General features: G+C 58.8%; 28 protein-coding genes and 1 tRNA gene. 18 read left to right on the top strand and 11 right to left on the bottom strand.

Features of this window, described 5'->3' with window-relative positions:
- Positions 1-16: 16 nt before the first annotated feature.
- The 8 genes from hisH to ACLD9W_RS01115 all read left to right on the top strand — a co-directional run bounded on the left by hisH (position 17) and on the right by ACLD9W_RS01115 (position 4,900).
- Positions 17-661, top strand: coding sequence for an imidazole glycerol phosphate synthase subunit HisH (gene hisH / locus ACLD9W_RS01150; protein ID WP_410840306.1), 645 nt, complete (start codon positions 17-19; stop codon positions 659-661).
- Between the two features lie 139 nt (positions 662-800).
- Positions 801-1,601 carry a 1-(5-phosphoribosyl)-5-[(5-phosphoribosylamino)methylideneamino]imidazole-4-carboxamide isomerase gene (gene hisA / locus ACLD9W_RS01145; protein ID WP_410840305.1) on the top strand — a complete coding sequence of 267 codons (801 nt, stop codon included), beginning with the start codon at positions 801-803 and terminating at the stop codon, positions 1,599-1,601.
- A 2-nt stretch (positions 1,602-1,603) separates the two neighbouring features.
- Entirely contained in the window at positions 1,604-1,927 is a 324-nt protein-coding gene (locus ACLD9W_RS01140; protein WP_410840304.1) for a diguanylate cyclase, read from the top strand.
- 52 nt (positions 1,928-1,979) lie between these two features.
- On the top strand, positions 1,980-2,747 hold the full coding sequence (gene hisF, locus ACLD9W_RS01135) for an imidazole glycerol phosphate synthase subunit HisF (RefSeq protein WP_410840303.1): 768 nt from the start codon (positions 1,980-1,982) through the stop codon (positions 2,745-2,747).
- 147 nt (positions 2,748-2,894) lie between these two features.
- Entirely contained in the window at positions 2,895-3,434 is a 540-nt protein-coding gene (locus ACLD9W_RS01130; RefSeq protein ID WP_410840302.1) for a CreA family protein, read from the top strand.
- 211 nt (positions 3,435-3,645) lie between these two features.
- Positions 3,646-3,978 (top strand): barstar family protein, encoded by a 333-nt coding sequence (locus ACLD9W_RS01125; RefSeq protein WP_410840301.1) that lies wholly within the window; start codon positions 3,646-3,648, stop codon positions 3,976-3,978.
- Positions 3,979-3,996: 18 nt separating this feature from the next.
- A complete protein-coding gene (locus ACLD9W_RS01120; protein ID WP_410840300.1) occupies positions 3,997-4,332 on the top strand; it encodes a hypothetical protein in 336 nt (111 codons plus the stop codon).
- A gap of 118 nt (positions 4,333-4,450) precedes the next feature.
- The gene (locus ACLD9W_RS01115; protein ID WP_410840299.1) at positions 4,451-4,900 is read left to right on the top strand and encodes a DUF4304 domain-containing protein; all 450 of its coding nucleotides are present in this window, start codon (positions 4,451-4,453) and stop codon (positions 4,898-4,900) included.
- Positions 4,901-5,021: 121 nt separating this feature from the next.
- Here ACLD9W_RS01115 and ACLD9W_RS01110 read toward each other — a convergent pair whose 3' ends face one another.
- The 6 genes from ACLD9W_RS01110 to gdhA all read right to left on the bottom strand — a co-directional run bounded on the left by ACLD9W_RS01110 (position 5,022) and on the right by gdhA (position 10,621).
- Entirely contained in the window at positions 5,022-5,615 is a 594-nt protein-coding gene (locus tag ACLD9W_RS01110) for a hypothetical protein (RefSeq protein WP_410840298.1), read from the bottom strand.
- A gap of 210 nt (positions 5,616-5,825) precedes the next feature.
- Positions 5,826-6,320, bottom strand: coding sequence for a hypothetical protein (locus ACLD9W_RS01105; protein WP_410840297.1), 495 nt, complete (start codon positions 6,318-6,320; stop codon positions 5,826-5,828).
- A gap of 312 nt (positions 6,321-6,632) precedes the next feature.
- A complete protein-coding gene (locus ACLD9W_RS01100; RefSeq protein WP_410840296.1) occupies positions 6,633-7,850 on the bottom strand; it encodes an endoribonuclease L-PSP in 1,218 nt (405 codons plus the stop codon).
- A gap of 27 nt (positions 7,851-7,877) precedes the next feature.
- Entirely contained in the window at positions 7,878-8,369 is a 492-nt protein-coding gene (locus ACLD9W_RS01095) for a CoA biosynthesis protein CoaBC (protein WP_410840295.1), read from the bottom strand.
- 275 nt (positions 8,370-8,644) lie between these two features.
- The gene (locus tag ACLD9W_RS01090) at positions 8,645-9,010 is read right to left on the bottom strand and encodes an MliC family protein (protein WP_410840294.1); all 366 of its coding nucleotides are present in this window, start codon (positions 9,008-9,010) and stop codon (positions 8,645-8,647) included.
- A gap of 267 nt (positions 9,011-9,277) precedes the next feature.
- Positions 9,278-10,621: an NADP-specific glutamate dehydrogenase gene (gene gdhA / locus ACLD9W_RS01085; protein WP_410840293.1), complete on the bottom strand. Its 1,344-nt coding sequence runs from the start codon at positions 10,619-10,621 to the stop codon at positions 9,278-9,280.
- Positions 10,622-11,045: 424 nt separating this feature from the next.
- On the opposite strand from gdhA, the gene ACLD9W_RS01080 reads away from it, so the two are divergent.
- The 4 genes from ACLD9W_RS01080 (at position 11,046) to accD (ending at position 14,780) form a co-directional block, all read left to right on the top strand.
- A complete protein-coding gene (locus ACLD9W_RS01080) occupies positions 11,046-11,318 on the top strand; it encodes an ACT domain-containing protein (protein WP_009425922.1) in 273 nt (90 codons plus the stop codon).
- Positions 11,319-11,486: 168 nt separating this feature from the next.
- Positions 11,487-12,851, top strand: coding sequence for a PFL family protein (locus tag ACLD9W_RS01075; protein WP_410840292.1), 1,365 nt, complete (start codon positions 11,487-11,489; stop codon positions 12,849-12,851).
- A gap of 180 nt (positions 12,852-13,031) precedes the next feature.
- Positions 13,032-13,823, top strand: a complete 792-nt coding sequence (gene trpA, locus ACLD9W_RS01070) for a tryptophan synthase subunit alpha (protein WP_410840291.1) — start codon at positions 13,032-13,034, stop codon at positions 13,821-13,823.
- 93 nt (positions 13,824-13,916) lie between these two features.
- A complete protein-coding gene (gene accD / locus ACLD9W_RS01065; RefSeq protein ID WP_410840290.1) occupies positions 13,917-14,780 on the top strand; it encodes an acetyl-CoA carboxylase, carboxyltransferase subunit beta in 864 nt (287 codons plus the stop codon).
- 67 nt (positions 14,781-14,847) lie between these two features.
- Here the strand turns inward: accD and ACLD9W_RS01060 are convergent, their stop codons facing one another.
- From ACLD9W_RS01060 to ACLD9W_RS01045, 4 genes are all read right to left on the bottom strand, one after another.
- The gene (locus tag ACLD9W_RS01060; protein ID WP_410840289.1) at positions 14,848-15,117 is read right to left on the bottom strand and encodes a hypothetical protein; all 270 of its coding nucleotides are present in this window, start codon (positions 15,115-15,117) and stop codon (positions 14,848-14,850) included.
- A 298-nt stretch (positions 15,118-15,415) separates the two neighbouring features.
- Positions 15,416-16,873 (bottom strand): surface lipoprotein assembly modifier, encoded by a 1,458-nt coding sequence (locus ACLD9W_RS01055; RefSeq protein WP_410840288.1) that lies wholly within the window; start codon positions 16,871-16,873, stop codon positions 15,416-15,418.
- A gap of 415 nt (positions 16,874-17,288) precedes the next feature.
- Positions 17,289-18,119, bottom strand: coding sequence for a Slam-dependent surface lipoprotein (locus ACLD9W_RS01050; protein ID WP_410840287.1), 831 nt, complete (start codon positions 18,117-18,119; stop codon positions 17,289-17,291).
- A 196-nt stretch (positions 18,120-18,315) separates the two neighbouring features.
- The gene (locus tag ACLD9W_RS01045) at positions 18,316-21,486 is read right to left on the bottom strand and encodes a TonB-dependent receptor domain-containing protein (RefSeq protein ID WP_410840286.1); all 3,171 of its coding nucleotides are present in this window, start codon (positions 21,484-21,486) and stop codon (positions 18,316-18,318) included.
- Between the two features lie 415 nt (positions 21,487-21,901).
- Between ACLD9W_RS01045 and ACLD9W_RS01040 the strand changes: the two genes are divergently transcribed.
- The 3 genes from ACLD9W_RS01040 (at position 21,902) to ACLD9W_RS01030 (ending at position 24,179) form a co-directional block, all read left to right on the top strand.
- Entirely contained in the window at positions 21,902-22,318 is a 417-nt protein-coding gene (locus tag ACLD9W_RS01040) for an HIT family protein (RefSeq protein WP_009426723.1), read from the top strand.
- 61 nt (positions 22,319-22,379) lie between these two features.
- Positions 22,380-23,555: an LD-carboxypeptidase gene (locus ACLD9W_RS01035; RefSeq protein ID WP_410840285.1), complete on the top strand. Its 1,176-nt coding sequence runs from the start codon at positions 22,380-22,382 to the stop codon at positions 23,553-23,555.
- 165 nt (positions 23,556-23,720) lie between these two features.
- Positions 23,721-24,179 carry a NemA protein gene (locus ACLD9W_RS01030; RefSeq protein WP_410840284.1) on the top strand — a complete coding sequence of 153 codons (459 nt, stop codon included), beginning with the start codon at positions 23,721-23,723 and terminating at the stop codon, positions 24,177-24,179.
- Positions 24,180-24,238: 59 nt separating this feature from the next.
- Here the strand turns inward: ACLD9W_RS01030 and ACLD9W_RS01025 are convergent.
- Positions 24,239-24,314: transfer RNA gene (locus ACLD9W_RS01025), tRNA-Thr, on the bottom strand.
- A 233-nt stretch (positions 24,315-24,547) separates the two neighbouring features.
- Between ACLD9W_RS01025 and ACLD9W_RS01020 the strand changes: the two genes are divergently transcribed.
- The 3 genes from ACLD9W_RS01020 to efp all read left to right on the top strand — a co-directional run bounded on the left by ACLD9W_RS01020 (position 24,548) and on the right by efp (position 26,641).
- Positions 24,548-24,700: a hypothetical protein gene (locus ACLD9W_RS01020; RefSeq protein WP_410840283.1), complete on the top strand. Its 153-nt coding sequence runs from the start codon at positions 24,548-24,550 to the stop codon at positions 24,698-24,700.
- A 198-nt stretch (positions 24,701-24,898) separates the two neighbouring features.
- The gene (earP, locus tag ACLD9W_RS01015) at positions 24,899-26,035 is read left to right on the top strand and encodes an elongation factor P maturation arginine rhamnosyltransferase EarP (protein ID WP_410840282.1); all 1,137 of its coding nucleotides are present in this window, start codon (positions 24,899-24,901) and stop codon (positions 26,033-26,035) included.
- A gap of 45 nt (positions 26,036-26,080) precedes the next feature.
- Positions 26,081-26,641 (top strand): elongation factor P, encoded by a 561-nt coding sequence (efp, locus tag ACLD9W_RS01010; RefSeq protein ID WP_007342735.1) that lies wholly within the window; start codon positions 26,081-26,083, stop codon positions 26,639-26,641.
- The last annotated feature ends 68 nt before the right edge of the window (positions 26,642-26,709 follow it).

The following is a 26,709-nucleotide window of genomic DNA, read 5'->3' as shown; positions in this document are numbered from 1 at the left end:
AAAAAGGACACCAGCCATGAAAATAGCCGTCGTCGATTACGGCATGGGCAACCTCCATTCCGTTGCCGGTTCCGTGCGCGAAGCCGCCCGCATCAGCGGCGCAAACGCGCACATCCTGCTCACCGGCCGGGCCGAAGAAGTGGCCGCTGCCGACAAAATCATCTTCCCCGGCCAGGGCGCGATGCCCGATTGCATGGCCGCCCTGCAACAGAGCGGCTTGGGCGAAGCCCTGTCCGACGCCCTGAAAAACAAACCCTTTTTCGGCATCTGCGTCGGCGCGCAGCTGCTGTTCGAGCGCAGCGAAGAAGGCGATACACCCGGCCTGGGCTGGTTTGCCGGCACCGTCGAGCGCTTTTCAGACGGCCTCACAGACGCGGCGGGAAGCCGTCTGAAAATACCGCACATGGGCTGGAACACCGTGCACCAAACACAGCCGCACCCCCTGTTCGTAGGCATCCCGCAGGATACGCATTTCTATTTCGTCCACAGCTACCGCTTCGCCCCCGCCGATCCGTCGGTCGTCCTCGCCACCAGCAGCTACCCCGACCCCTTCCCCTGCATCGTCGGCCGCGACAACGTGTTCGCCACCCAATTCCACACCGAAAAAAGCCACAACGCCGGCCTCACCCTGCTGAGTAATTTTTTACACTGGAATGGATAATTTGTGTAAAATGCGCTTTACATGCAGCCGCCATACCCCGCGTTTTGCGGACAAAGGCCGTCTGAAAGCGCAATCCCAACGAAATTAAAAAGCGTTGTGCCGCACTTTGCCACCCGTAAAGGAAAAACAAGGAAAAACCATGCTGCTCATTCCTGCCATCGATTTGAAAGACGGAAGCTGCGTGCGCCTGCGCCGCGGCCTGATGGAAGAAGCCACCGTATTTTCCGACGACCCCGCGCACACCGCGCGGCACTGGCTGCAACAGGGCGCGCGCAGGCTGCACCTTGTCGATTTGAACGGCGCATTCGCAGGCGAACCGAAAAACTTCCCCGCCATCAAAGAAATCCTGGCGGCAGTGGCCGCGCACATCCCCGTCCAGCTCGGCGGCGGCATCCGCGATCTGGCCACCATCGAAAAATACCTCGCCCTCGGCCTGAACGACGTTATCATCGGCACGGCGGCGGCGAAAAACCCCGGTTTCGTGCGCGAAGCCTGCAAAGAATTCCCCGGCCGCATCATCGTCGGCCTCGACGCCAAAGACGGCAATGTCGCCGTCGACGGCTGGGCAACCCTCACCGGCCTCGATGCCGCCGAACTGGGCAGACGCTTTGCCGACGACGGCATCAATTCCGTCATCTACACCGACATCGGCCGCGACGGCATGATGAGCGGCATCAACATCGAAGCCACCGTCCGCCTGGCCGAAGCCATAGGTATCCCCGTCACCGCCTCGGGCGGGCTCACCGGCTTGGACGACATCCGCGCCCTGTGCGCTGTAGAAAGCAGAGGCGTCACCGCCGCCGTCACCGGCCGCGCCATCTACGAAGGCAGCATCGATTTCGCCCAAGCGCAAAAGCTGGCGGACGAGCTGTCACCAACCGTTTTACACACCGCGCCCGCAACAGGCGCACACCGACAACACAAACATAAAAGGGATTAAAAATGTTAGAAGCATTCGTTTTGGGATTTTGGATGATCTGGTCGTCCGACCGTGACATTTACGCACTCTCGGAAAGCCTCGGTTTCATGGTCATCGCCGTCATCATCCGCGGCTTCATGTCCATGACCCTGCCGACGATGGACGGCATATGGGTGGCGGAAATCGGCGTGCAGTGGATATACGTCGCGCTGGTGCTCACCGCCGTCAACCGCCTCTCCAACAGTTTTGCCGCCACCCTTGCCATATCCGTTGTCGGCTCGCTCGGCTTTTACTGGCTCTCTAAGCCCGAACACATGAAAAGCATACTTTCCCCCTTCGTTTCCTAACCCGCAGGCCGCCCCGCAACGGGCGGCCTGTTTTTTCGCAAGAAAGCACAGCATGGCACTGAGCAAACGCATCATCCCCTGTCTCGACGTCAAAGACGGCCGCGTCGTCAAAGGCGTCAACTTCGTCGGCCTGCGCGATGCGGGTAACCCCGTCGACATCGCCAAACGCTACAACGACGAAGGCGCCGACGAAATCGCCTTCCTCGACATCACCGCCTCATCCGACAACCGCAACACCCTCCTCCACGTTATCGAAGCCGTGGCCGAACAAGTCTTCATCCCCCTCACCGTCGGCGGCGGCGTGCGCAGCGTCACCGACATCCGCCGCCTGCTCAACGCCGGCGCCGACAAAGTCAGCATCAACACCGCCGCCGTCACCAACCCCGGCCTGATTGACGAAGCCGCAGGCTTTTTCGGCTCGCAGGCCATCGTCGTCGCCCTCGATGCCAAAGCCGTCAACCCCGACAACAGCCGCTGGGAAATCTTCACCCACGGCGGCCGCACCCCCGCCGGCCTCGACGCCGTTGAATGGGCGCGCGAAATGCAGCGGCGCGGCGCGGGCGAAATCCTGCTCACCAGCATGGACAGAGACGGCACCAAACAAGGCTTCAACCTGCCGCTCACCCGCGCCGTCAGCGAAGCCGTCGGCATCCCCGTTATCGCCTCAGGCGGCGTCGGCAGCATCACCCACCTTATCGAAGGCATCACCGAAGGCAAAGCCGACGCCGTCCTGGCCGCCAGCATCTTCCACTTCGGCGAAGCCACCGTCCGCGAAGCCAAAGAAGCCATGCGCGCGGCCGGCATCGAAGTGCGCCTGTAAAACCCGTTCCCATGCCAAGCGTTTTCAGACGGCCTCGACGGATGAGGCCGTCTGAAAACGCTTTTTCCTTGTTCAGACGGCCTCCCGTTTGGAACGGCACGCACCCTGTGGCAGAATGGCCGTCCGCAAAACACCCAAGGAAAAAACATGAGCCTCAAAACCGCCGCCTGCCTGGCCGCCGCCCTCCTTCTCGCCGCCTGCGATTCCGATGCCGACAAAATCGGCGACGCCAGCACCGTCTTCCGCATCCTCGGCAAAAACGACCGCATAGAAATCGAAGCCTTCGACGACGAAGACGTCAAAGGCATCACCTGCTACCTCTCCTACGCCAAAAAAGGCGGCCTCAAAGAAGCCGTCAACCTCGAAGAAGACGCCAGCGACGCCTCCGTCTCCTGCGTGCAAACCGCCCCCGCCGTCGAATTTGCCGAACAAGCCGTGCTCAAACCCAAACAAATCTTCCGCCGCAGCGCCAGCTTCGCCTTCAAAAGCACGCAAATCATGCGCTACTACGACCCCAAACGCAAAGCCTTCGCCTACATGGTATACAGCGACAAAATCATCCAAGGCTCGCCGAAAAACTCCCTCAGCGCCCTCTCCTGCCACGGCGCGGCCGCCGCTCCGCAGCCCGCCCCCGCAGGCCGCGAAACCGTCGGCGGCTGCATCATCCAACCCGCCCCGCAGCGCTGACCCTCCCGCTGCAAAAGGCCGTCTGAAAACCAAGCTCCAACCAAGTTAAAGCACCGTTTCAGACGGCCTCAAAACAAAGAAAATCCGCAAATCCGATTCACTGCAAACTGCGGCACACAGCGTTTCAGACGGCCTTCAAACAGCCGTCTAGGCCGGGCATCGATGTCCGACCTACCGAACCCCGTTTCAGGCTGCCCAAAAAAGAAAAAACATGTCCCGTTTCACCCAATCCGCCCTCACCGCCCCAGACACCCTCACCGTCAACATCAGCCTGCGCCACCTGCGCAGCGCAGCCGCCTTTGCCGAGCGCATCGCCCAAGTCCTGTCCTTCCCCCAGCCCTGTCCCAATGCCGACGCGCTGGACGACCTGATGCGCGCTTTGGCATGGCAGCCTGAAAGCCGTATCCGCATCCGCTTTGAACACCTGTGCGAACTACACAACCAAACCCCCGCCCTCGCCCGCCAAATCGCCGACCACCTAGCCACATGGCGCGAATACTGGCAGCAGCCGCGCTGCGGCAAAACCGTCTTCATCCATTTTTAACTTTAAGGCAGCCTGAAAATGCCCATCCGCAAATTCACCCGCAACAGCGCCGATAGCGAGCACTACGACTACTGCGCCCGCCACCGCTACCCCGTTATCATCCTCGCCAATCTCGATGCCGAACACTGCGCCCTGTTCTACGACATCACCGAGCGCGATTGCGACATCGCCACCGTCTCTGCCGCCGTGCGCCGAATCGCCGAATCCTACGCCGAACTCTACGACCTGCCCGCCCACATCCGCGAGCGCTTCGCCGACCAGACCTATTATTTCAACGTCCCCGTGCGCCGCGAACACGCCGAATACGCCGCCGACGCGCTGTTTGACTACCTGCTGCGGCAGTTTGGACATTAAAGCCGTAGAGTATGCAGCGTTGCTGTGCACGCCGTTCGGGCAGCTCAAAACGCCGTTTTTCCCTTTTCAGACGGCCTCAAAGGCAGCCTGAAACGAACTTCTCCACCAAGGACATCCCATGACCGACGCCAAAACCTTCTTAAAACAACTGCGGGCAATATTGAAACAACACGGTTTCCAACGTCTCAACGCCAACAACTATTTCTACCGCGCCGAATTTTTGCTGTGCCTGTTCACCATCCAAAAAAGCATGTACGGCGGGCAATATTATTTTGACGTGTATTACCGTCTGGCGGACGATGATCCCAAAGAGCAAAACTACCGCGCGCTGTGCTTCGATCGGCGGGAACGCCTGTTTACGGCGGAACACGAAACAATACGCAGCATAGATTTTGACGACGCCGAACTGGTCAGCCAATTCGCCCCGCAGTTTCTCGCCCGCCTGCCCGCCATCGCCGACGACTTGGCGGCGTGGACGGACACAACGGCATTCCTGCAACACTTCGGCGACAACTTTTCGGCAGAGCAGCAGGCAGCGATTGCCGCGCACACCTTCCGCCCCGAATGAACTTTCCCCGACCGCGCACGCCGTTCAGGCAGCCTGAAACGCCCGATTTCATTCTTTCAGACGACACCAAAGGCAGCCTGAAAACAGAAAACGGCTTTTCAGGCTGCCTTTTTCGCGCCGCCTACTGTTCCGTGCCGACGGCAACAATGCGGTCGTAGCCTTTTTTGCCGTTCAACGCCTTGGCGGAGCGGTGCAAAAGCTGTTCGGCTTCGGGCTTGTGTTCGTCGTCCACATCGGCGTAATAGGCGAACAGCAGCAAGCCGTTTTCGGCGCGGTTGCCAAACACGCCCTCGCGGTCGCATTGCTGCATGGCGGCAATCACGGCGTTTTCAAAATCGGCGCGGGCGGTGTCGTAAGCGGTGTCGTCGCCCGTTTCTTCGCCGATGCAAGCTGCCTGTTCGCTCAATTCATAGCCCAAGCAGTACAGCAGGCTTTGCCCGTCCAGCCAGTTATCGCCGTCGGGATTGGACGGCTGCACGGGCACGTCGTATTCCGCCGCTTCACCAGACCACAGCGCGTCCTGCAAAGTCCCGTCTTGCCGGTCGATGTCTTCTTGCGAAATGCCGTCGGGCGCGGCGGCGTAGAAATCGGCGACAAAGCGAAAGTAAAACGCCGCCGGCTTCCCGCCCTTGGCTTCGGCTTGGGCGCGGATATGGGGGAAGGCAAAGCGGATGATGTCCGCCGCAGCGGCTTGGAGTTTGGGGAGATTGGACATGGGATGTCCTTTTGGCTGTTCCGTAGCGGGTTCTAACAATATCGGAATGATAGCGCAGGGCACACCGCGCCGTAAAAAGCATGAAACGTGTACTGCACGGGAAATGCGTCACAGGCAGACAAGGAAAAGGCCGTCTGAAAAACCGCACGAAGGCTTTATTTCGTTGCAGGTTTGCTTTCAGACGGCCTTTTGCCTTCTTTTCCTTATGATTCAGACGGCCGCAAGCGCCCTTGTGCCTAATGTGCTGCCTGCCGCTGTTGCGGCGGAAGCGGCCGACGGCGGCACCAAATCCAGATAGGTTTCGGCGCATTTGAAGCCGAAGCCGACGTAGGCGCGGTTGAGGGCTTCGTACTTGACGTCGGCTTCGGTGCGGCCGCCGCGGCTGAGGGCGGTGTTGAGGTGGCCGAGGTGGGCGGCGGCGTGACCGATTTCGGCGAGGGCGAGGATGTAGGCGGTTTGGCCTTCGTCGAGGTCGCCGACTTCTTCGACCAGGTGGGACATAACGCGGAACCAGCGTTTGGTGCCCAGGTCGATGTCCAATTCGCCGGTGCCGAATTTGCGGTAGTCGCGCAAGGCGTTTTCGACTTGGAAGCGGGTGCGCGGGTGGATGGCGGGTTTGAGGCTTTCGGCGTGGTCGATCACGCGGTTGTAGTAGTCGTAGAGTTCGTCGAGGGTGTAATCGGGGATGTCGTAAAGGCGGGTCATGTTTCGGGTTCCTTTTTTGGTAATGGGGCGAGGGCAGCCTGAAAACGTCGGCGGCGTTTCGCGGGACAGGCGGCTGCCGTTTTCTCTCGCCCCTGCGCTTGCGCGGGGGAGGGGTGGGTAGGGGGTGGCATTTCGCAGAAATGCGGTGGCAGATATGGCTGCAATGCCAAGCGCCCCCACCCCGGCCCTCCCCCGCAAGCGGGAGAGGGTGCAAACGGCTGCCGGTGTTTTGCCTGTGGCAGATGCTGTTTTAAGCCGTCAGGCAGCCTGAAAGCCTTTTCAGGCTGCCTTTGGCTTTTTCAGGCTGTCTTTTCAGACGGCCTTGCGGATATGGGCGACGGCTTCGAGTTCGACCAGCAGATCGTCGCGGCAGACGTCGCCGATGGTGTAAACCACGGGCACGCCGGGGAGTTGGCGTTCGCACACGGCGCGCACGGTTTCGTGGTCGGCGGCATGTTTGACGTAGGCGCGCACGGCGGCCAGCTCGCCGAGTGTGGCGCCGTAGCCGGGGAAGCCGGAGGCGGCGAAGTTGTCGGCGCTGATCAGGGTGGCGATGTTGAGCAGGGTTTCTTCGGTCTGCTTGGCGGTGTTGCCGATGTGTTGGGTTTCGGAGGCGGTGATGGAGGCGGTGCCGGAAACATAAACGTCGGCGGTGTCGTCGTAGATAACGGCCATGGCGCGGGCGAATTTGGGGCTTTCGGGGCTGTAATGGCGGGCGTAGTCGAAAGCGGGGGTTTGGCGCGGGTTTTCCAGCGGCAGGGTGTACACGTCGCGGCGCTCGGTCAACAGGGCGGTGGTGCCCAGGGCGATGTCTTCGCCGCCCATGCCGATGCCGGTGGAGGCGGGGTAAACGTCGAAGGCGGGTTGGGTTTTCAGGCTGCTTTCAAGGAAGCGGGTGTCGCCGAAGACGTCGGTGCGGGCGCGGTTGAGTTCTTTATAGCGCTGCTCATGGTCGGCGGCGCGGCTGTCGGGGGCGACGATGCTGCCCATGTAAAACCAGGTGCGGAACACTTGGTCGAGGCGGGCACCGCCTTGTTTGAGCAGGGCAAGGTTTTCTTCGAGCACGGCGCGGGTGTCGGCATAAGAATTTTCGCGCGGGGCGCGGCCGTTTTGGAAGGCGTCGGCGTGGGTGTGGACGAAGGTGATGCCGTTGTGGGACACGGTAGTCAGCTGCGGGCTGATGCGGCGCACTTGGGCATCGGCCACGGAAACGGCGGCGATCTCGGCGGTGAGCAGGCTGCCGTCGGCGGGGGCTTGGGCAACGTAGGCGGTCAGCGGCAGACTGTCGCCAAAGTTTTGTGCAAACAGCGCGGCCACTTCGTCTAGGCGTTCGGCGTCGCGCAGAAAGACGGTTTGGCGCACGATTTTGCGGCCGCTGCCTTTGAATTGGCGGCGGATTTGTTCGGCGATGTCTGCGGCCTGCGCGGCGTAAGTTTCGCCCCGTTGCGGCACGATTGCGGCGTAGGAATAAGGGGTGAAGCGCTCGGTTTCGTCGGCTTCAAAGTAGGTTTCCAGCGGTAAGGCGCTCATGATTTTCTCCTTGTGCGGCGGCAGTTTTCAGGCTGCCACGGCTTCGTCGTTAAAAGCAAAATTCGGTTTCAGGCTGCTGTCGGCCAGCGCCAGAAATTCATCGACGCCTTTGAAGGCAAAATTAACGTAGGCGGTTTGCAGCTTCACATATTCGGCATCGGCGCGGGTGCGGCCGCCGCGGCTGAGCGCCATGTTCACATGCCCCATATGCGAGGCGGCGTGCGCCACTTCGGCGGCGGCGAGAATGTAGGCAGACTGCGCGGGCGTCATGTCGCCCACTTCTTCGGCGAGCTTGGTGAGTTTTTTAAACCACAGCTTCGCGCCTTCGTCGGTGCCCAATTCGCCGGCAACGAAACGGCGCAGATGGCTGATGGCCTGGCGCACCGTCGGCAGCGCGCGTTTGTGGGCAAAGGCGCTGTGCGCTTCGATAATGTCGATGCCTTGCGACAGGCGGCGGTAGAGTTCCGCAAGCGGCGTGCTGTCGGATACGGTGAAGAGGATGTTTTTGCGGTGGGGCATGGCATTTCTTCCTTTCGGTATTAAGCAGGCGGGCATCATAGTTTCCCGTCGGCAGAGCAGCTAAGAATTTTTTGGAATATTCTTTTTCTTTTAAAAGGCATAAGTAATCAGCAAAAAGGAATAAGGCCGTCTGAAAGCGCCGCTTAACGAAGTTAAAGGGTGCTTTCAGACGGCCTTTTCCTGACGCAATGAAAAAGCCCGGTTTTCTGCAAAACCGGGCTTTTGTTTGTTTTCAGACGGCCTTTTTGTCTGTCAGGCCGTCTGAAAATGTGCCGTTACGAGCGGCAGGTGGTGTTGACTTTGTTGCCGTAGGGATCGGTGAATTCGAAGTAGGCTTCGCCGCCTTTCTGATGCCATTCCGCGCCTTTGCCGAACAGACCTTCGGTGGCGGTGTAGCGTTCGCCTGAGGCGGCGACGGCGGAATTAAGGACGGCCTGTTTGTCGTCGAGGCGCAATTCGATTTGGCTGTTGCTCAGGCTGCGTACCTGTACGGAAAGGCCGTTTTCGCAGGTAAACCGTGTACCCTCGCCGCCGTTTTGGCTTTGTTCGGCGGGAGCCGGTTCGGGCGTGCCGCTGTCGGGGGAAGCGCAGGCGGCCAAAGTCAAAACGGCGGCGAGGGCGGCGAGGGTGATTGTTTTCATGTATGAACTCCTGTGGGTTGTTTTGTGGGAATGCAGCCGAAACTGCCGCATCATGTTAACTGCCTGTTTTGCGGACAATCAAGCCTGCTTAACCCGAATTTACCCGCGCAACAGGCCGTCTGAAAATCCGCAAACCCTTGTCCAGCAATGTTTTCAGACGGCCTCAACTGTCAAAAACCGCACGTCGGAACATTTCCCGGCGTGCGGTTCTTTACATTTTTTCCGCCCTTGCACGGAGGTCAAACCCGCTGTTCGGGCGGTCTCGAATCAGACAATGCCCTGCGCCAGCATGGCGTCGGCCACTTTTTTGAAACCGGCGATGTTGGCGCCGTTGACATAGTTGGTATAGCCGTTTTCTGTACCGTTGGCCACGCAGTTTTCATGGATGTTTGCCATGATGTCGAACAGGCGGCCGTCCACTTTTTCGCGCGGCCAGGAGAGGCGGATGTGGTTTTGGCTCATTTCCAAGCCCGAGGTGGCGACGCCGCCCGCGTTGGAGGCTTTGCCCGGCGCGTAGAGGATTTTCGCTTTCAGGAAGGCTTCGACGGCTTCAAGCGTAGAGGGCATATTCGCGCCTTCGGCCACGCACTGCACGCCGTTGACCAGCAGGGTGGCGGCGTCTTTGCCGTCCAATTCGTTTTGGGTGGCGCACGGCAGGGCGATGTCGCATTTCACGCCCCAGGGTTTCTGCCCTTCAAAATACTGCAAGCCCTGCTCCTGCGCGTAGGTTTTCACGCGTTCGCGGCGCACTTCTTTCAATTCGATCAGCGCGGCCAGCTGCGCTTCGGTCATGCCGCTGTCGGGGAAGAGGGCGAAGCCGTTGGAATCGGATACGGTGAGCACTTTCGCGCCGAGCTGGATGGCTTTTTCGCAGGCGTATTGCGCCACGTTGCCGCTGCCGGAAATCACGACGCGCTTGCCTTCAAAGCCGTCGCCTTTGGTTTGCAGCATGGATTGGGCGAAATAGACCGTGCCGTAGCCGGTGGCTTCGGGGCGGATCAGGCTGCCGCCCCAAGTAAGCCCCTTGCCGGTGAGCACCGAAGTAAATTCGTTGCGCAGTTTTTTGTACTGGCCGAACAGGAAACCGATTTCGCGGCCGCCCACGCCGATGTCGCCTGCGGGCACGTCGGTGTCCGCGCCGATGTGGCGGTAGAGTTCGCTCATAAAGGCCTGGCAGAAGCGCATCACTTCGCCGTCGGATTTGCCTTTGGGGTCGAAATCCGAGCCGCCTTTGCCGCCGCCCATCGGCAGCGTGGTGAGCGCGTTTTTAAATACTTGTTCAAACGCGAGAAATTTCAACACGCCCAAATCGACGGTGGGATGGAAACGCAGGCCGCCTTTATAGGGGCCGATGGCGGAATTCATCTGCACGCGGTAGCCGCGGTTGACCTGCACCTGCCCTTGGTCGTCCACCCACGATACGCGGAACATCACCACGCGTTCGGGTTCGACGATGCGCTCCAAAAGGCCGTGGCGGGTGTATTGCGGGTTTTTCGCCAAAAAAGGCTGCAAACTCATAAACACTTCTTCCACCGCCTGATGGAAGGGCGCCTGGTTCGGGTCGCGCTGTTTGATTTGTTGGAACAGGGTGTCGAGATTGGTTTGGCTCATGATGTTTCCTTTGCAGAACGGTTAAGAGATTAAGGGAAAGACTTGCGGCGCAGTCTAGCAATAATTGTCTACAATCTTCAACCGTTTTTTACGCACAACTTAGGCGCAAACCAAGCGTTAAAATTGAAAATTTGTCTACAATCTATCTGTTGGCTTGCGTTTTGCCATCGTCAGCGCAATAAAAAGGCGGAAAACTCCGTTTTCAAGACAGATTCATGCCATCAATCGGGCAATGTAAAAAATGTCCGCCCTGCCCTGCCGCGGCTTCCGTTTTCCGCCCAACCGCGCTTTCAGACGGCCTTGACACCGATTTGCCTTTTCCTCAGGCAGGCGATAGAGTTCGCCCCTTGCCCGAAGGCGCGGCACAATCCCGCCGCCCGTTCAGACGGCCTCATCCGCCCATCCCTAATATAAGGAAACCCAAATGTCCCATTCCGTTCTCACCGTAATCGGCAAAGACCGCATCGGCATCGTGTACGACGTTGCCAAACTTCTGGCCGAACACCAAATCAACATCCTCAACATCAGCCAGCAGCTGATGGACGACTACTTCACCATGATTATCCTGATGGACACCGAAAAATGCCCGCAAAGCCGCGCCGAAATGCTCGACGTATTCGCCGAAGCAGGGCAACGCCTGTCGCTGGACATTCGGATGCAAAACGAAGAGCTGTTTGCCGCCATGCACCGGATTTAGCAGACAAAAGGCCGTCTGAATACGCACTCAGACGGCCTACAAATAAGGTCGGGCATTTATGCCCGACAAACACCGACAGACTTCAAAAACATCGGGCATTCATGCCCGACCTACTGAAAGCAGTTTTCAGACGGCCTCCGGTTCAACCCCATTCAACAGAAAGTCTCCATGCAAACCCAACTCCAATCCGCCGAAATCCTAGAAACCGTACGCATGGTTGCCGACCAGAATTTCGACGTGCGCACGCTCACCATCGGCATCGACCTGCACGACTGCATCTCGCCCGATCTCGACACGCTCAACCAAAACATCTACAACAAAATCACCCGCGTGGGCAAAGACCTGGTCTCCACCGCGCAATTTTTGTCGGCCAAATACGGCGTGCCGATTGTCAACCAGCGCATTTCGGTTACACCCATCGCCCAAATCGCGGCGGCCACGGGTGCGGAAAGCTATGTTTCCATCGCCCAAACGCTGGATAAAGCCGCGAAAGCCATCGGCGTATCCTTTATCGGCGGCTTTTCCGCGCTGGTGCAAAAAGGCATGTCGCCTTCGGCGCAAACCCTAATCCGCTCGATACCCGAAGCGATGCGCACCACCGACATCGTGTGCAGCTCGGTCGCCATCGGCAGCACCCGCGCCGGCATCAATATGGACGCGGTGCGGCTGATGGGCGAAACCATCAAACACACCGCCGACACCACGCCCGAAGGCTTCGGCTGCGCCAAAATCGTGGTGTTTTGCAACGCGGTGGACGACAACCCGTTTATGGCCGGCGCGTTCCACGGCGCGGGCGAAGGCGATGTGATGCTCAACGTGGGCGTATCCGGCCCGGGCGTGGTTCAGGCTGCTTTGGAAAGCTGCCCGGCCGACGCGGATTTGACTGCCATCGCCGAAACGGTGAAAAAAACCGCCTTTAAAATCACCCGCGTGGGCGAACTCATCGGCCAGGAAGCGGCCAAGCGGCTCGGCATTCCCTTCGGCATTTTGGACTTGTCGCTCGCGCCCACGCCCGCCGTGGGCGATTCCGTCGCCCGCATTCTCGAAGCGATGGGCTTGTCCGTATGCGGCACGCACGGCACCACCGCCGCGCTCGCGCTGTTAAACGACGCGGTGAAAAAAGGCGGCATGATGGCCAGCAGCGCGGTGGGCGGCCTCTCCGGCGCGTTTATCCCCGTGTCCGAAGACGAAGGCATGATCGCCGCCGCCGAATCGGGCGCGCTCACGCTGGACAAACTCGAAGCCATGACCGCCGTCTGCTCCGTCGGCCTCGACATGGTCGCCGTACCCGGCCACACCAGCGCCGCCGCCATCAGCGGCATCATCGCCGACGAAGCCGCCATCGGCATGATCAACAGCAAAACCACCGCCGTGCGCATCATCCCCGTGCCCGGCAAAGACGTGGGCGAGTCAGTGGAATTTGGCGGTTTGCTCGGCTACGCCCCCATCATGCCGGTGAAAGACGGCTCGTGCGCAGTGTTCGTCAAACGTGGCGGGCGCATTCCCGCGCCGGTACAGAGTTTGAAAAACTGATTTTCAGATAGTCTTCCCCCGCAAGCGGGAAAGGGCACAAGGTTTCAGACGGCCTTTAAGGCCGTCTGAAAACAAAGCTCCCGACGGCAGCAAACCGCAGCCGCCCGCAAAGCCGTTTTCAGACGGCCTGAAATATAGTAAAAAGCCGCCCTTCCGAAACCCTCCGCGAAAGCCCGCGCCATGAACAGAATCACCGCCGCCTTTGGGCGCCTGAACGGCAAAAAAGCCCTTATCCCCTACATCACCGCCGGCGACCCCTCGCCCGCCGTCACACTCGAACTGATGCACAGCCTCGCCGCCGCCGGTGCGGACATCATCGAGCTGGGCGTACCCTTTTCCGACCCGATGGCCGACGGCCCGGTTATCCAGCGCGCCGCCGAACGCGCCCTTGCGCAGGGCGTGTCGCTCACCGGCGTGCTCGACATCGTGCGCCGCTTCCGCGAAAGCGACAAAAACACACCCGTCGTGCTGATGGGTTATCTCAACCCCGTGCACAAAATGGGTTACGACGAATTTGCCCGCGCCGCCGCCGAAGCGGGTGTCGACGGCGTGCTGACGGTAGACAGCCCCATCGAAACCGTTGCCCCCCTGCAAAGCGCGCTCAAAGCGCAAGGCATGGAAACCATCTTCCTCATCGCCCCCACCACCACCGAAGAGCGCGTGAAAGAAATCGCCAAACTGGCGGGCGGCTTCGTGTATTACGTTTCCCTCAAAGGCGTCACCGGCTCGGCCGCGCTCGACACCGCCGACGTCGCCGAAAAACTCGCCGTCCTGCGCCGCCACATCAGCCTGCCCGTCGGCGTCGGCTTCGGCATTTCCGACGCGCAAAGCGCGAAGCAGATTGCCGCCGTGGCCGACGCCGTTATCGTCGGCAGCCGCATCGTCAGGGAAATCGAAACCAACCCCGGCCGCGAAGCCGAAGCCGTCGGCGCTCTGGTGCGCGAACTGAACGCGGCGGTTAAGGCCGTCTGAACGGCCTTGCCTAACAGGGCGTCTTTGGCTACCATCCGCGCCTTTCCCCAACTGACAAACGGTCTTAAACAGGCCGTCTGAAACGGAGTCCACATGAGCTGGTTAGACAAAATCCTCCCGCCGAAAATCAAACGCGAAGGCAAAAGCGAATCGGCCGTGCCCGAAGGCCTGTGGCACAAATGCCCCGCCTGCGCCGCCACGGTGTACACCACCGATCTGGTGCAGAACGACAAAGTCTGCCCCAAATGCGGCCACCACAACGCCATGGGCGCGCGCGAGCGGCTGAACCTGCTGCTGGACGAAGAAGGCCGCGAGGAAATCGGCGCCGACGTGAAGCCCACCGACATCCTCAAATTCAAAGACAGCAAAAAATACCCCGAACGCCTCAGCGCCGCCAAAAAAACCACCGGCGAAGACGACGCGATAGTGGTGATGAAAGGCCGTCTGAACGGCCTGCCCGTTGTCGTTGCCGCCTTCGAATTCCGCTTTATCGGCGGCTCGATGGGCTCGGTTGTCGGCGAGCGCTTCGTTCAGGGCGTGCGCCGCGCCGCCGCCGACGGCTGCTCCTTTATCTGCGTGTCCGCATCGGGCGGGGCGCGTATGCAGGAAGGCCTAAACTCGCTGATGCAAATGACGAAAACCAGCGCCGCCCTGCACCTGCTCACAGAAAAAGGGCTGCCCTTCATCTCCGTGCTCACCGACCCGACCATGGGCGGCGTGTCGGCCAGCTTCGCCTTTTTGGGCGACATCGTGATGGCCGAACCGGGCGCGCTGATCGGTTTCGCCGGCCCGCGCGTTATCGAACAGACCGTGCGCGAAACCCTGCCCGAAGGCTTCCAGCGCGCCGAATTCCTGCTGGAAAAAGGCGCGATCGACCAAATCACCGACCGCCGCGAAATGAAGACGCGCTTGGCCGATCTCATCACCCTGCTGCGCCGTGAGCCCGCCGCCGCGTAAACGCGCCCGCCGCACGAAAAGGCCGTCTGAAAATTCTTTCAGACGGCCTTTTTCGCCACAGAGCGGTCTATTTGCAGCTTACACCGGCAATTTTGTCGTCGTTCAGCTTGATATTGCAGCGTGTCGCCCCCGCGCCGGAAATCACCACACCGTCGCCGGATTTCTTAATCACCAAAGGCTCTTTCACACCCATGGACACAGCCGTTCCGGCCAGATTCTCAGTGAGCTCGGCAGGCAGTCCGGCGGAGTTTTCCTGAATCTTGATTTCCTTGGCTGCCGCCTGTTGGCCGAAGGCCGCAACAGCAAACGCAAGCAGCAAAGCGGTTTTTTTGTTCATATCGATGTTTCCTTAAAAGCACCTGAAAAACACAGGCCGACGCAGGGTAAAGCAATTCTCCCGTAGGCGCAAGCACCGCCCGTCACACTTGCCCGTCAGCCCAACCCTGCCGCCGCCACATGCACCACATGAAAAAAAGGCCGTCTGAACAGGGATTTCCCCTTTCAGACGGCCTCTGCTGCCGTAGTAGGGTGTGTTGCGCAGCAACGCACGCGGTTTGGAGTTTTGCGGGGAAGCGTGCGGGTAAACAAAGGCCGTCTGAAACTTTCAGACGGCCTTCTTCCCGCAAAGCGGACATTCAAAACCCGTATTGCAGCTTGAAGGTGATTTCGTTGCGTTTGTAGCGGTTGACCCACGAGGTGCTGCGGTTGTCGGTGCGTTTCAGGCTGAGGACGGGGATGAAGCCGCGCAGGGCGGGGCGGTCGTATTTGAGGTCGATCTGGTAGGTGTGCTCCTTGTCTTTGCGCCGCGTGTCGAGCCAGGCATGGAAGTCCTGATAGGCGGTTTTGCGCCAAATGGTTTGGAATGTGGCTTCGATGCCCGAATCAAAGCGTTTGCTGATACCGCCGCGCAGGCCGTGGCGGCGGTAGGAATCGACTTTTTCGCGGCTGTTTTTGCGCAGGAAATCGTAGCCGCCAAAGAGCACCCAATCTTTCGGCAAAACGTACACGCCGGTGGCAAACAGCAACGATTGCGGGCCGTTGAAATGTTCGTAGCCGCTGCGGTAGCGGTCGTATTTGTGCTCTATCTGCACGCCCAGCGAGGCTTTGTCGGCAAAAGTGCGGTTGTAGGACGCGCTGACGCCCGCATTGCTGTCCTGCATTTTTCCGCCGACCCAGTCGTATTGGATTTGTGGGCCGATGCTGAATGAAGTGTCTTTGTTTTGAAAGCTGTATGCCGGACTGAGGCTGACGCTGTGTTCGGTGTAGTCGCGGTTTCCGGGGTAGATTTTGCCCAGCGCGTAGCCGGAAAACTGTATGCCGTGGTGGCCTTTGAGCGAGAGGCGGCGGCTGACGGCGGCTTCGTATGCCCACATGCGGCCGCTTAGCGCATCGGGGGTTTTCATCGGCAGCCATTCGCTGCGGCAGGTGAAATTGCCGTTGGCGTCCAAAATCGGCTGCCCGTTGGAATCGAAGCCGCAGCTTTGCTGTTCGCGCAGCATGGTGGCGGCGGAAGAGCGGTTCAGATTGCTGTCGTGTCCCAAGCCGACGGAGAGCGAGCCGCTCCATGCGTCGCGTTTGGAGAGCGCGTCGGAGAAGCCTTTGATTTTTTCGTTGACGGCGGGGCGTTCGGGAATATCGATGCTGCCGAACAATTCCGCCGACTCCCTGTTCTGCCGGTCGACAAACAGCAAACGCGCCAAATCGAGCTTGGCGCGGACAAACTGCGGATTGCGCGCATACAGCTCCCGATAGCGTGCCAGCGCGCCCGGCAAATCGTCGCGGAACACGGCCAGATTGGCTTCGGCAAACAGCACCATATCGGGATCGGCATCGGGCTGCGCCTTGTAGATTTCGAGCAGGCGCAGCGTTTCGGCTTCATTTTGCGCGTTCACCGCCTTCATCAGCGCGGTCGGCAGATTGTCGTCTTCCTGCGGCGCGGCTGCGCCGAAAGACAAATCACCCACCGTTTCCCCTTCCTGCCGCTGCTGCCGCTCTTCAATGCCGTATCGCAGTTGCAGGCGCGTGTCTTCGTTGTCGGCGCAGACGGGCAAGGACAACAGCAGCAGCGGAAGGAGAAACAGACAGTATTTCATGGGCTTTCCTGTGGTTTGGCGGGGAAACGGGGTTTTCAGACGGCCTCTGCCGCCGCAGTAGCAACTGCGTTCCCTCTCCCGCTCGCGGGGGAGGGCTAGCTTGTGCGGCTACAGAAATTTTTACGGGCTGCAGCGGCAAAAGCAGTTCTGCGAACTGCCACCCCCTCCCCAACCCTCCCCCGCGCTTGGAGCGCAGGAGAGGGAGTTGGGGACACGGGGAATTTTCGGTTTCAGACGGCCTTAGTCAGACGGAGGCCGTTCCCGCCTGCGCGGGAATGATATTTCTGAAAAGACGGGGGCAAAACAGCAGGCGGCCGACAAGGTTTTCAGACGGCCTCAAAGTGCAGCGGGCAGGAAAAACGCATTCCTGCCCGCTTATAATAATCTTTCATGTCAACTTTCAGCGGCACTCAAATTATTTCTTCGCACCACCGAAAGCGGCATTGAGTTTTTTGTTGTTGTCAAACTGGGCGATACCGGCCAAGCTTGCAGCGTTGTTGCCGAAGAAGTGGCCGTTGGTTGTGCCGTTTACCGAACCGTTGGCAATCGCGTTACCGGAGAACGAGGCATCGGAAGGTCTAATGTAGGCATTGATTCCCAAAGTTTTCAGATCCCCGGTCGCCCTGGTCAAAGTACCGGCCAGTGTTTTCCTGCCGAAGTCGGCTTTCAAATCACCCTGCAAGACGGCAGTATTCCACGCAACATGGTTGTTAATGCCCTTGACTGCATAAGTGGCCGTGCCGCTGGTAGGCATATTGGTGGTTCTGCCTGTACCGTTGTAGTACACGGAGCGGTTTGTACCTGCCGTTCCGTCGGCCGCACCTGCTTTCACATCCGCCCATTCGCCAAAATAGACATCGGAATTACCGATTTGGGCAAAAGACATACGACCCAAACCGGAATGGTCGGGCATGGGAATAAAATCCCAACCGCCACCTTTCATTTTGTACATGCGGGCGACGGTTACGCCGTTGCCGTCATTCTCAATGATGCCTTTTACTAGGTGTTTGACAAGTAGTTTGCTTGTCATGCCTTTGATTTTGGCAAAAGTGGCGGGCTTGTTGTTTGCCGTCCAGCCTTTTGCGTCATCATCATTGACCCTAATCGCTGCTTTGCCGTCTTTTTCGGCTATTTGAATAAAACGCTTACCGGAAGCATCAGTATTAGCTGCACCGGCAGAGGCAGCAAAAACGGATGAGGCGGCAAAAGCTGCACCAAGAGCAACAAGGGTTTTAATATGTTTCATAATATTCTCCAAATTAAAAAACAAAAAGAGGAAATACCTGCCGTTCCGGCCGATACTGCAAATACGTTAACAGAATCTTAAATTAAGAGCCGTTCCAAGCAAGGCAGATGCATCATATACTGAAATTCCTACCAATGAAACAGTAATTATTAGTATTCAAGTTTAAATATCGGTTTTTACAGTTCTGCCGTTTGAATCACCATTTCCCCGTAATGCCGATCCGCAGCGTGCGCCCCGGGGCGGGCATATAGGAGCGGCTGAACGGATCCATATAGTAGCGGTTGGTCAGATTGGTGCCGACGATTTCGGCGGTAATATGCTTGTTGATGCGGTAGCGGACATAAGCGTCAACCGTGGCCGTAGCCGCCCAGCGCATATTTTCTTGCGCGTCTCCCGCAATATACCGGCTCATGTCTTCACCGTAGCGTTCAAGCATTTCGCGCTGGAAGTCGCGCCATGAGTCGAGGCGGTTGGTATGTACCTTGTTAAACCAGTTGAAGCGTGTGCCGAGGTCGAGTTTGTTGTTCAGCAGGCGCGTGCCCAGCTCGGCGTTTACCGACCATTGCGGCTGCTGCATGGTGCGCAGATAGCCTGCGACATTCGCACCGCCGGGGAAGCAGTGCGGCACGCGCGTCAGAGACCCGCCGTTTTTGAGCTGTTGGCGGATGGCCCAGTCCTGCCAATGGTCTGAGAAGCCGTAGGCTTTGTCGCACACTTCGTTGCGGATGGCGCGGACGACGCCGAGGCTGCCGTAGAAGCGGCCGCTGTCGAAGCGGGCGGAGAGTTCCGCGCCGGTGCGGGTTTGTTTGTCGTATTGCTCGAATTCCAAGTCTTCGTTACGGTCGATGATGTTTTTGGTTACGTTGTGGAAATAGTTGATGCGGAAATCGGCGCGGCGCATTTTCGGAAACAGGCCGGTAAGGTCGTGGATATAGCCGATTTCCCAGTTTTGCGCCCGCTCCGGCCGCCACTGGTAGCCGAAGCGGGTTTCCAGAGCTGTGGCGTTTCTGGCGGCCAGCGGGATGCCGTAAGTGCCTTCAAACACGCTGGGATAGCGCAGAATCTGCGTATAGCGCAGGTAGGCGCGGGCGTGGTCGGTGAAATTCACCGTAGCGGAGAAGGCGGGCGCCCAGCCGCTGCCGCCCTGCTTGATGCCGCGCCGTTTTTCGGCTTCGGTCAGCGGTGTGCGGTAAAGCCCATCCGGACGGGAATTATCTTGCTGCAAATCATACTTGGGTACCATGCGCGGGCTGGCGGGGTCGTTGGGATCGTAGGCGGGGTTTTCCACCATTTGCCGCACTTCGGGCTGCAAGTTGGGATGGTTTTCGATATGCAGCTTGCCGTAGCGGTCTTTTTCCCAATTCCTTTGGATTTTTTCTTTCAGATAGGCCACGCCGTCTTTGATTTCGACGAGTTGGAAATCCCGTTCAATTTCCGGGGTAGTCCGGCTGCAATCGTTTATTTTAAGACATTCGTCATAGGCTTTTTGCGCTCTCAAATATCTTTCGTATTCGGCTTTGCCGGCAACCTGCGTGCCTCTGAAAACATACCCCCTGTTGGCTTGGATGATGCCGCCGTTGTCGAGGTATTTTTTCAGGCTGTCGTCCTGTAAGGTGAAATGGGTGTAGCGCGCGCCTGCGGTGAGGGTGAGCCAGCGGACGGGGTCGTAGCGGAAATTAAAGCCGAGATTGAACTCGCGCCGTCTGCCGTTACGCGGATAAGCCACTTGGTCGAGCCAGAGATTGGGATAGAGTTTGTTTTCCTTTTGTTCCCTGATATTGCCGTCGTCGAGAAAGAGATCGGAAAACTCGTTGTGCGTACGCAGTTTTTCGTTTTGGAAATCGCCCAGAACGGTAAGTTGCAGCTTGTCGGCAAGCTTCATGCGGTTGGAGAAGGTAAAACCGTTGCGGTTGTTGGTGGCATAAAGTGCCTGCCCCTGTTTGGTGGTGAAGCGGTTGTTGATGTTGGGCAGGCCGTCTTTGGGAAGGGGGCGGGCTCCGCCGCTGCCGCCGTATTTCCAGTAATAGTATTTCTCATTCCATTTTTCATCCGTCCACGCCACATCGCCGGGTACGCCGCCGGCAGAGTTGGTTTTCGAGCGGGTGCGCGTCGTCCAAATAGAAGCCTGCAAATCGATCCAGCGGCTGTTTTCCGGTTTCCATGTGTAGTCGAGGTTGTAGGCACGCTGCTTCACCCACGCCTGCGGCCATTCGGCGATTTTGTTCATTGCGGAATAATTGTTGCCCTGAAAGCCCATACCGCTGAATATGCGCGAGGGCATGATTTCGCCGAAGGTGGAATCGGTATGGCGGATGCCGAGTTTCAGACTTTGGTTGTCCGGCAGGCGGTAGGTGAATTTGCCCAGCCACGATTTGGTTTCCAACGAAGAATTGGCCACTTCGCCGCCCGGATTGTAGAACACGCCCATAATGGGCACGCTGGGTTTGAGCAGGCTGCCGCCCCATTGCTCAATCAGCCGTTTGATATTTTCTTCACTGTTGTTTTGGAAGTAGCCGTAACGTTCGCCGCCTTTTTTGCCCGAGAAATAATTGCCCTTTTTGCGGTAGGCATAGGCAATCATGGCATCGAAATTATCTTGTTTGGTGGCGGCGGCAATGCGGTAGGCGGTGTCTTTAAAGAATTTGTGTTTGCTGCCGAAACGGGGATCGAGGCGGTCGCTGTCGTCTAAAAACAAACGCCACATTCCCAATGCCGAATATTCGGGATTGGGCAGAGTGCGGTAATCGACATTGACGGCATATTTCGCACTGCGTGGGGAAATCGAGTTGTCGCTTGTTTCCATCTTGACCTCAAAGCCGTATTTCTGCCCCTCGGGCACGATGTCGTCGGCGTCTATGGTTTTAAGGGCAACCGAGCCGCCGATGCCGCTTTTCACTTCGCGGTTGAACGAGGGGCCTTTTTCGACATAAACGCTGCTGACGATATTGGGGTCGACGTAGTTGCGGTTGCTCGCGCCCGCCATGCCGCGCCAGACGGTAATCGCCTGCTCGGTGCCGTCGATGGTGACGGGAATGCGCCCCTGTCCCTGCACGCCGCGTACGTTGGGATCAAGCGCGCCGCTGTTGCGGGCGTCGCCGCTGTACACGCCGACCATGCCGCTAAAGAGGTCGGAGACGGTGTTGCCTTTGAAGGTTTCGACTTCTTCTTTGCCTTTGTAGAGGTTCACCACTTCGCGCGTGTAAACGCGGTCGCGGCCGGTTTGGTGTTTGTTTTTGTTGCCTTTGACGATAACGGTTTCGAGAGCGGAGGATTCTGCGGCGTCGGCGGCGGTGTTGTCGGCGAAGGCGGCAGGCGTGCCAAGTACGGCGATGCAGGCGGCGAGGGTTTTGAGACGGGTTTTATTCATGGCGGAAGTCCTTGCAGAATGATTCTGAAATTATGCAAATCAGTTTGATTTTTGTTTGAAGATTAGGATTATACATAATTTAACGCAGTGCAACAGAACAAAACGGTTTCGATAAAGCACGCGCGGCTGTTTGGCGCTTTTTGATGCGGGGAAGCCGTCTGAAAAAACACGGAAGGAAGACGGACAGATGTATTTACAAGTGTATGAGAGGCCGTCTGAAATATTGGTTTTCAGACGGCCTCTCTACGCCTTGCGCACCGCAGGCAGGGAAACCTGTTCGGCAGAACGGAAAGCGGGACGGGTTTGCCCGTCTCTCCGTCAAATCAGGTAAAGGAGGGAAGCGCAAAGGCCGTCTGAAAAGTCGGCGCGGGCGGTTTCCGTTACAATGCGGCCTTTTATTTTGCGGAGTTTAGCGATGGAACAATGCCCTATCTGCACGGCCGAAAACGAAGACGTGCTGTGGCAAAACGACAGGCTGCGGGTGATTGCGGTGCACGGCGAGGCCAATGCGCCGGCGTTCTGCCGCGTGATTTGGCACGATCATGTGGCGGAGATGACCGACCTTGCACCCGCCGAACGCAACGAACTGATGGCGGCCGTGTACCGCGTGGAAGCGGCGATGCGCGAGGTGTTCCGCCCGGCGAAAATCAATTTGGCGAGCCTGGGCAATGTCGTGCCACACCTGCATTGGCATGTGATTGCGCGTTTTGCCGCCGATGCGAATTTTCCCGCGCCGGTTTGGGCGGCGGCGCAGCGCGAAAGCGCCGTTGTGCTGCCCGAAGACTGGCCGCGGCAGGTGCGCGAACGGCTGGCACGCATTGAGGCCGTCTGAAACGCCGCGCCGTTGTTTTGCAAATCCGTTTTTTTTTGATGCCGTCTGAAAGGATAGAAAAATGACTTGGCAGATTTCACGCCGCAGCCTACTGCGCGGTTCGGCCGCCGCAGCGGGCGCTGGCTTGTTGCAGGCCTGCGCGGGTACGCCTGCGGGGCAGAACGCCGCGCAAATGCGGCCGCAGCCGCAGCCCAAACCCCGACAACCGAAAACATCAGGAAACAATGTGTTACGCATTATCGCTTCTTCGGGTTTCGCGCCCGAGCCCGCCCGCGCACAGGCGGGCATCAACCTGCTGCAATATGCGGGTTTCGCCGTTACCAACCAAGAAGCAGCCTTCCGCCGCTTCCAACGCTTCGCGGGCAGCGACGCCGAACGCATCGCCGACGTGCAGGACGTGGCAACAGGCCGCGCGGCCACGCCCAAGGTACTGATGGGCATGCGCGGCGGCTACGGCGCGCACCGCCTGCTGCCGCATATCGACTTCGCCTCGCTGGGCGCGAGAATGCGCGAACACGGCACGCTGTTTTTCGGTTTCAGCGACGTTTGCGCCCTGCAACTGGCGCTGCTGGCGCAGGGCGGCTGGCTGAGCTTCGCCGGCCCGATGGTGTACAGCGAGTTCGGCAAACCCGTGCCGAGCAGCTACACAATGGATTCGTTTATCCGCTGCACCACCAACCCCGGCTACACCGTATCCGTGCCCGCCATGCAGCGGCACGACCTGCACATAGAAGGCATGCTCTGGGGCGGTAATCTCAGTGTTCTGTCCGCACTGGCCGGCAGCCCCTATATGCCCGACATCAAAGGCGGCATCCTGTTTATCGAAGACGTGGGCGAGCAGCCCTACCGCATCGAGCGGATGCTGCAAACCCTGCTGCTGGCGGGCGTTTTGCAAAAACAGCAGGCCGTTGTATTGGGCGATTTCCGCATGGGCTCCATCCGCGACGTGTACGATAGCAGCTACGATTTGAGCGCCGTCACCGCCGCCGTTTCCCGCGCCGCGAAAATCCCCGTGCTCACCGGTTTTCCCTTCGGCCACATCGCCGACAAAACCACCTTCCCGCTCGGCGCGCACGCCCAAATCCGCAGCGACGGCAACGGCGGCTACACCGTCGCCTTCTCCGGCTACCCCACGCTGGACAAAAACAGCCTCAGCCTCGACAACCTGATGCCGCAAACCGCTTTTGATACCGGTATCACACAAAGCGTTATCGAAGAAAAAGCCGATTCGGAATAGCCTGAGGGCATTGTCCGAACGCCAAAGCGGCAGGGAAAACCCTGCCGCTTTTTTAAGGCCGTCTGAAAACAGCCTGTACCGTTTTTCGTCTTCCCGAACAAATCGCCGCAGCAGCGCAAAGTTTCCGCTATACTGCCACCGTTTCCAACAAAACGGGATAACTCAATGAAACAAATTGCCTTTTTACTCGCCACCACCGCCGCACTCTCCGCCTGCTCGGGCACAAACGGCACATCCCTCAGCCTCGGCATCGGCGGCTTCGGCCGCCACCTCGGCCTCGGCACATCGGTAAACATCCCCATCGGCGGCAAAACCGCCCTGCCCTACGCGGCCGATGCGGGAGAAAAAACCGTCGCCCACTTCTCCGCCGACGGCAAACCCGCCGACAGCCCAGTCAAAGGCGGCTACTACCGCCGGCTGATCGGCAAACGCGGCAGCGTCTATCTGGTGCAGGATTTTTACGCCGAAGACCAAAAACGCACCGACCCGATGGAACTCCCCCGCAGCGCCCTGTTTGACGCCGACGCCCATCCCGACAACGGCAGCCGCGCCGTCTATGCCCGCAGCGGCGAACTGCTGAACCAACAGGTTTACCGCAACAGCAAAGCCGTCGAAACAAAATAAGCCGCCGCATCTGCGGCAGACGCAAAACAGCCCGACTGAAAAGTCGGGCTGTTTTAATTTGGTGCCGGCGGCAGGATTCGAACTCGCGACCCCCTGATTACAAGTCAGGTGCTCTACCAACTGAGCTACACCGGCTGAAAGAAGCGTGCATTATCCGGCATCGGCCGCCCGCAGGCAAGCGTTTTCACGCAGGAAAAACGGGGTTTCATATCATCGCAATGTTTTTTCTATTAAAAAACCCGCTCCCGAAGCGCAGCGGCCACAGAGCGGCACGGCATTCGTCCGACAGGCACAAAGGCCGTCTGAAAAAAGCGGCAGCAGGCGGAGGAAATACCGCCGCACACCGTTTCAGACGGCCTTAGGAGTTGTTGGCAATCAGCCTTGCGGTGGACAAATCCGCGATAAAACAAGGCTTCGCCGAGTTGCCCACAAAAGCTGTGGGTAACTTTGTGGGTATTTTGTGGGCGGAAGCGGTTTTTGCCGTCGAATCGGGATTTTCCCTTAAACTGCATAAAAAATAGTCAATTATAAAATTTGTTTAAAATCAACTGATTAAATTATTCAAAGGCTTGTCAAGAGCGGAATTTAAAATTTCTTTACAGCCTGTCCCTTTTCAGACGGCCGTGTGGATAAACGGCGCTTTGCCCGCCTTTTCGGGCTTGACAAAACGGCGGATCGGCGTAAAACCCGCATCCGATTTGGATTTTACGGATACCGCCATGCCCTACCCTGCCGCCAGCTGCCATATTTTCTGCACCGTTATTGACAATTTCGGCGACATCGGCGTCAGCCTGCGGCTGGCGCGCATTCTGCAAAACGAACTATGCTGGCGCGTGACGCTGTGGACGGACGACGAAGCCGCGCTGCGCGCCCTATGCCCCGACCTGCCCGCGCTGCCCTGCGTTTACCGGGGAATGGAAATGCGTTTGTGGCGCGAAGGAGAAGATTTGCCGCAATGGCAGGGCGCGGACGTGGTAATCGAAACCTTCGGCTGCGAGCTGCCCGGGCGCGTCAGACAGGGCATACGGGCGCGTAAATCGTTGTGGCTGAACTGGGAATACCTGAGCGCGGAGGAATGGGCGGCGGCAATGCACGGCAAGCCCTCGCCGCAGGCCGACGGCACGGAAAAATTCTTCTGGCTGATGGGTTTCGACGAACGCAGCGGCGGCCTGCTGCGCGAACAGGACTACGCCGCCCCCGACGCGGCCGCCCTCGCCGCGTTCAGACGCTCTCTCGGTCTGACACCGAAAACCGCGCCCGAGTGGCTGCTGTTCGGCTACCACAGCCCCATTTGGGCAGACTGGCTGCATATGTGGCAGGCGGCGGGCGAACCAATCACCTTGCTGCTGGCGGGCACGCAGATTATCGACAGCCTGAAAGAAGCGGGCGCCCTGCCGCGCGACAGCCTGCCGCATGCAGGCAGCGTTTTTCAGACGGCCTGCGTTACGCTGGTGCGCCTGCCCTTCGTGCCGCAGGACGATTTCGACACGCTGCTGCACCTTGCAGACGGCCTGATCGTGCGCGGCGAAGACAGCTTCGTGCGCGCGCAGCTGTCGGGCAACCCGTTTTTCTGGCACATCTACCCGCAGGACGAAATGGCGCATTTGGACAAACTCGACGCCTTCTGGCGCCTGCCCTACCCGCTATTCCCCGCAGACACCGCCGCCGCCCACCGCGCCCTGTCGGACGAATTGAACGGCAGAGGCCGTCTGAACGACACCGAACGGCTGGCGCACTGGCGGCTTTTGGCCGGGCGCGACAGCGGCTGGACGCAGGCCGCCGAAGTCTGGCGGCAACGCCTGTTTGCCCAAGAAACAGCAGCGGAAAAACTGGCAAACTTCGTCAAACACCGCTAAAATGCGCCGCTTTGATTTTTAAACCTTTACAGAATTGGAAACAGCATGAAAACCGCACAAGAACTGCGCGCAGGCAACGTATTTATGGTCGGCAACGACCCGATGGTGGTACAGAAAACCGAATACATCAAAGGCGGCCGCTCCTCCGCCAAAGTGAGCATGAAGCTGAAAAACCTGCTCACCGGCGCGGCTTCCGAAACCATTTACAAAGCCGACGACAAATTCGACGTGGTCGTCCTCGCCCGCAAAAACTGCACTTACAGCTACTTCGCCGACCCGATGTATGTGTTTATGGACGACGAGTTCAACCAATACGAAATCGAAGCCGAAAACATCGGCGACGCGCTGAAATTCATCGTCGACGGCATGGAAGACGTGTGCGAAGTGACCTTCTACGAAGGCAACCCGATTTCCGTCGAGCTGCCCACCATCATCGTGCGCGAAGTGGAATACACCGAGCCTGCGGTCAAAGGCGACACTTCGGGCAAAGTGATGAAAACCGCACGTCTCGTCGGCGGCACCGAAATCCAGGTGATGTCCTACATCGAAAACGGCGACAAAGTGGAAATCGACACCCGCACCGGCGAATTCCGCAAACGCGCCTAAGCCGCTAGGCAAAACATTAAAAGGCCGTCTGAAAGTGTTTCAGACGGCCCTTCCCTTTTTCAGACGGC

It is taken from the genome of Neisseria sp. WLZKY-1, assembly GCF_046546535.1.
Classification (GTDB): domain Bacteria; phylum Pseudomonadota; class Gammaproteobacteria; order Burkholderiales; family Neisseriaceae; genus Neisseria.
The sequence above is the reverse complement of the archived record's forward strand: the minus strand, read 5'-3'. Positions and strand labels throughout refer to the sequence as shown.

Coding starts and splice junctions, on each gene's coding strand:
- ACLD9W_RS01100 (WP_410840296.1), bottom strand. CDS start 7,850: ATGAGCGCCTTACCGCTGGAAACCTACTTTGAAGCCGACGAAACCGAG.
- ACLD9W_RS01075 (WP_410840292.1), top strand. CDS start 11,487: ATGCAAACCCAACTCCAATCCGCCGAAATCCTAGAAACCGTACGCATG.
- ACLD9W_RS01140 (WP_410840304.1), top strand. CDS start 1,604: ATGTTAGAAGCATTCGTTTTGGGATTTTGGATGATCTGGTCGTCCGAC.
- ACLD9W_RS01035 (WP_410840285.1), top strand. CDS start 22,380: ATGACTTGGCAGATTTCACGCCGCAGCCTACTGCGCGGTTCGGCCGCC.
- ACLD9W_RS01110 (WP_410840298.1), bottom strand. CDS start 5,615: ATGTCCAATCTCCCCAAACTCCAAGCCGCTGCGGCGGACATCATCCGC.
- ACLD9W_RS01105 (WP_410840297.1), bottom strand. CDS start 6,320: ATGACCCGCCTTTACGACATCCCCGATTACACCCTCGACGAACTCTAC.
- ACLD9W_RS01045 (WP_410840286.1), bottom strand. CDS start 21,486: ATGAATAAAACCCGTCTCAAAACCCTCGCCGCCTGCATCGCCGTACTT.
- ACLD9W_RS01060 (WP_410840289.1), bottom strand. CDS start 15,117: ATGAACAAAAAAACCGCTTTGCTGCTTGCGTTTGCTGTTGCGGCCTTC.
- ACLD9W_RS01095 (WP_410840295.1), bottom strand. CDS start 8,369: ATGCCCCACCGCAAAAACATCCTCTTCACCGTATCCGACAGCACGCCG.
- ACLD9W_RS01040 (WP_009426723.1), top strand. CDS start 21,902: ATGGAACAATGCCCTATCTGCACGGCCGAAAACGAAGACGTGCTGTGG.
- earP (WP_410840282.1), top strand. CDS start 24,899: ATGCCCTACCCTGCCGCCAGCTGCCATATTTTCTGCACCGTTATTGAC.
- ACLD9W_RS01115 (WP_410840299.1), top strand. CDS start 4,451: ATGACCGACGCCAAAACCTTCTTAAAACAACTGCGGGCAATATTGAAA.
- ACLD9W_RS01055 (WP_410840288.1), bottom strand. CDS start 16,873: ATGAAATACTGTCTGTTTCTCCTTCCGCTGCTGCTGTTGTCCTTGCCC.
- gdhA (WP_410840293.1), bottom strand. CDS start 10,621: ATGAGCCAAACCAATCTCGACACCCTGTTCCAACAAATCAAACAGCGC.
- ACLD9W_RS01080 (WP_009425922.1), top strand. CDS start 11,046: ATGTCCCATTCCGTTCTCACCGTAATCGGCAAAGACCGCATCGGCATC.
- ACLD9W_RS01130 (WP_410840302.1), top strand. CDS start 2,895: ATGAGCCTCAAAACCGCCGCCTGCCTGGCCGCCGCCCTCCTTCTCGCC.
- ACLD9W_RS01125 (WP_410840301.1), top strand. CDS start 3,646: ATGTCCCGTTTCACCCAATCCGCCCTCACCGCCCCAGACACCCTCACC.
- trpA (WP_410840291.1), top strand. CDS start 13,032: ATGAACAGAATCACCGCCGCCTTTGGGCGCCTGAACGGCAAAAAAGCC.
- ACLD9W_RS01090 (WP_410840294.1), bottom strand. CDS start 9,010: ATGAAAACAATCACCCTCGCCGCCCTCGCCGCCGTTTTGACTTTGGCC.
- efp (WP_007342735.1), top strand. CDS start 26,081: ATGAAAACCGCACAAGAACTGCGCGCAGGCAACGTATTTATGGTCGGC.
- ACLD9W_RS01050 (WP_410840287.1), bottom strand. CDS start 18,119: ATGAAACATATTAAAACCCTTGTTGCTCTTGGTGCAGCTTTTGCCGCC.
- hisF (WP_410840303.1), top strand. CDS start 1,980: ATGGCACTGAGCAAACGCATCATCCCCTGTCTCGACGTCAAAGACGGC.
- accD (WP_410840290.1), top strand. CDS start 13,917: ATGAGCTGGTTAGACAAAATCCTCCCGCCGAAAATCAAACGCGAAGGC.
- hisA (WP_410840305.1), top strand. CDS start 801: ATGCTGCTCATTCCTGCCATCGATTTGAAAGACGGAAGCTGCGTGCGC.
- ACLD9W_RS01030 (WP_410840284.1), top strand. CDS start 23,721: ATGAAACAAATTGCCTTTTTACTCGCCACCACCGCCGCACTCTCCGCC.
- hisH (WP_410840306.1), top strand. CDS start 17: ATGAAAATAGCCGTCGTCGATTACGGCATGGGCAACCTCCATTCCGTT.
- ACLD9W_RS01120 (WP_410840300.1), top strand. CDS start 3,997: ATGCCCATCCGCAAATTCACCCGCAACAGCGCCGATAGCGAGCACTAC.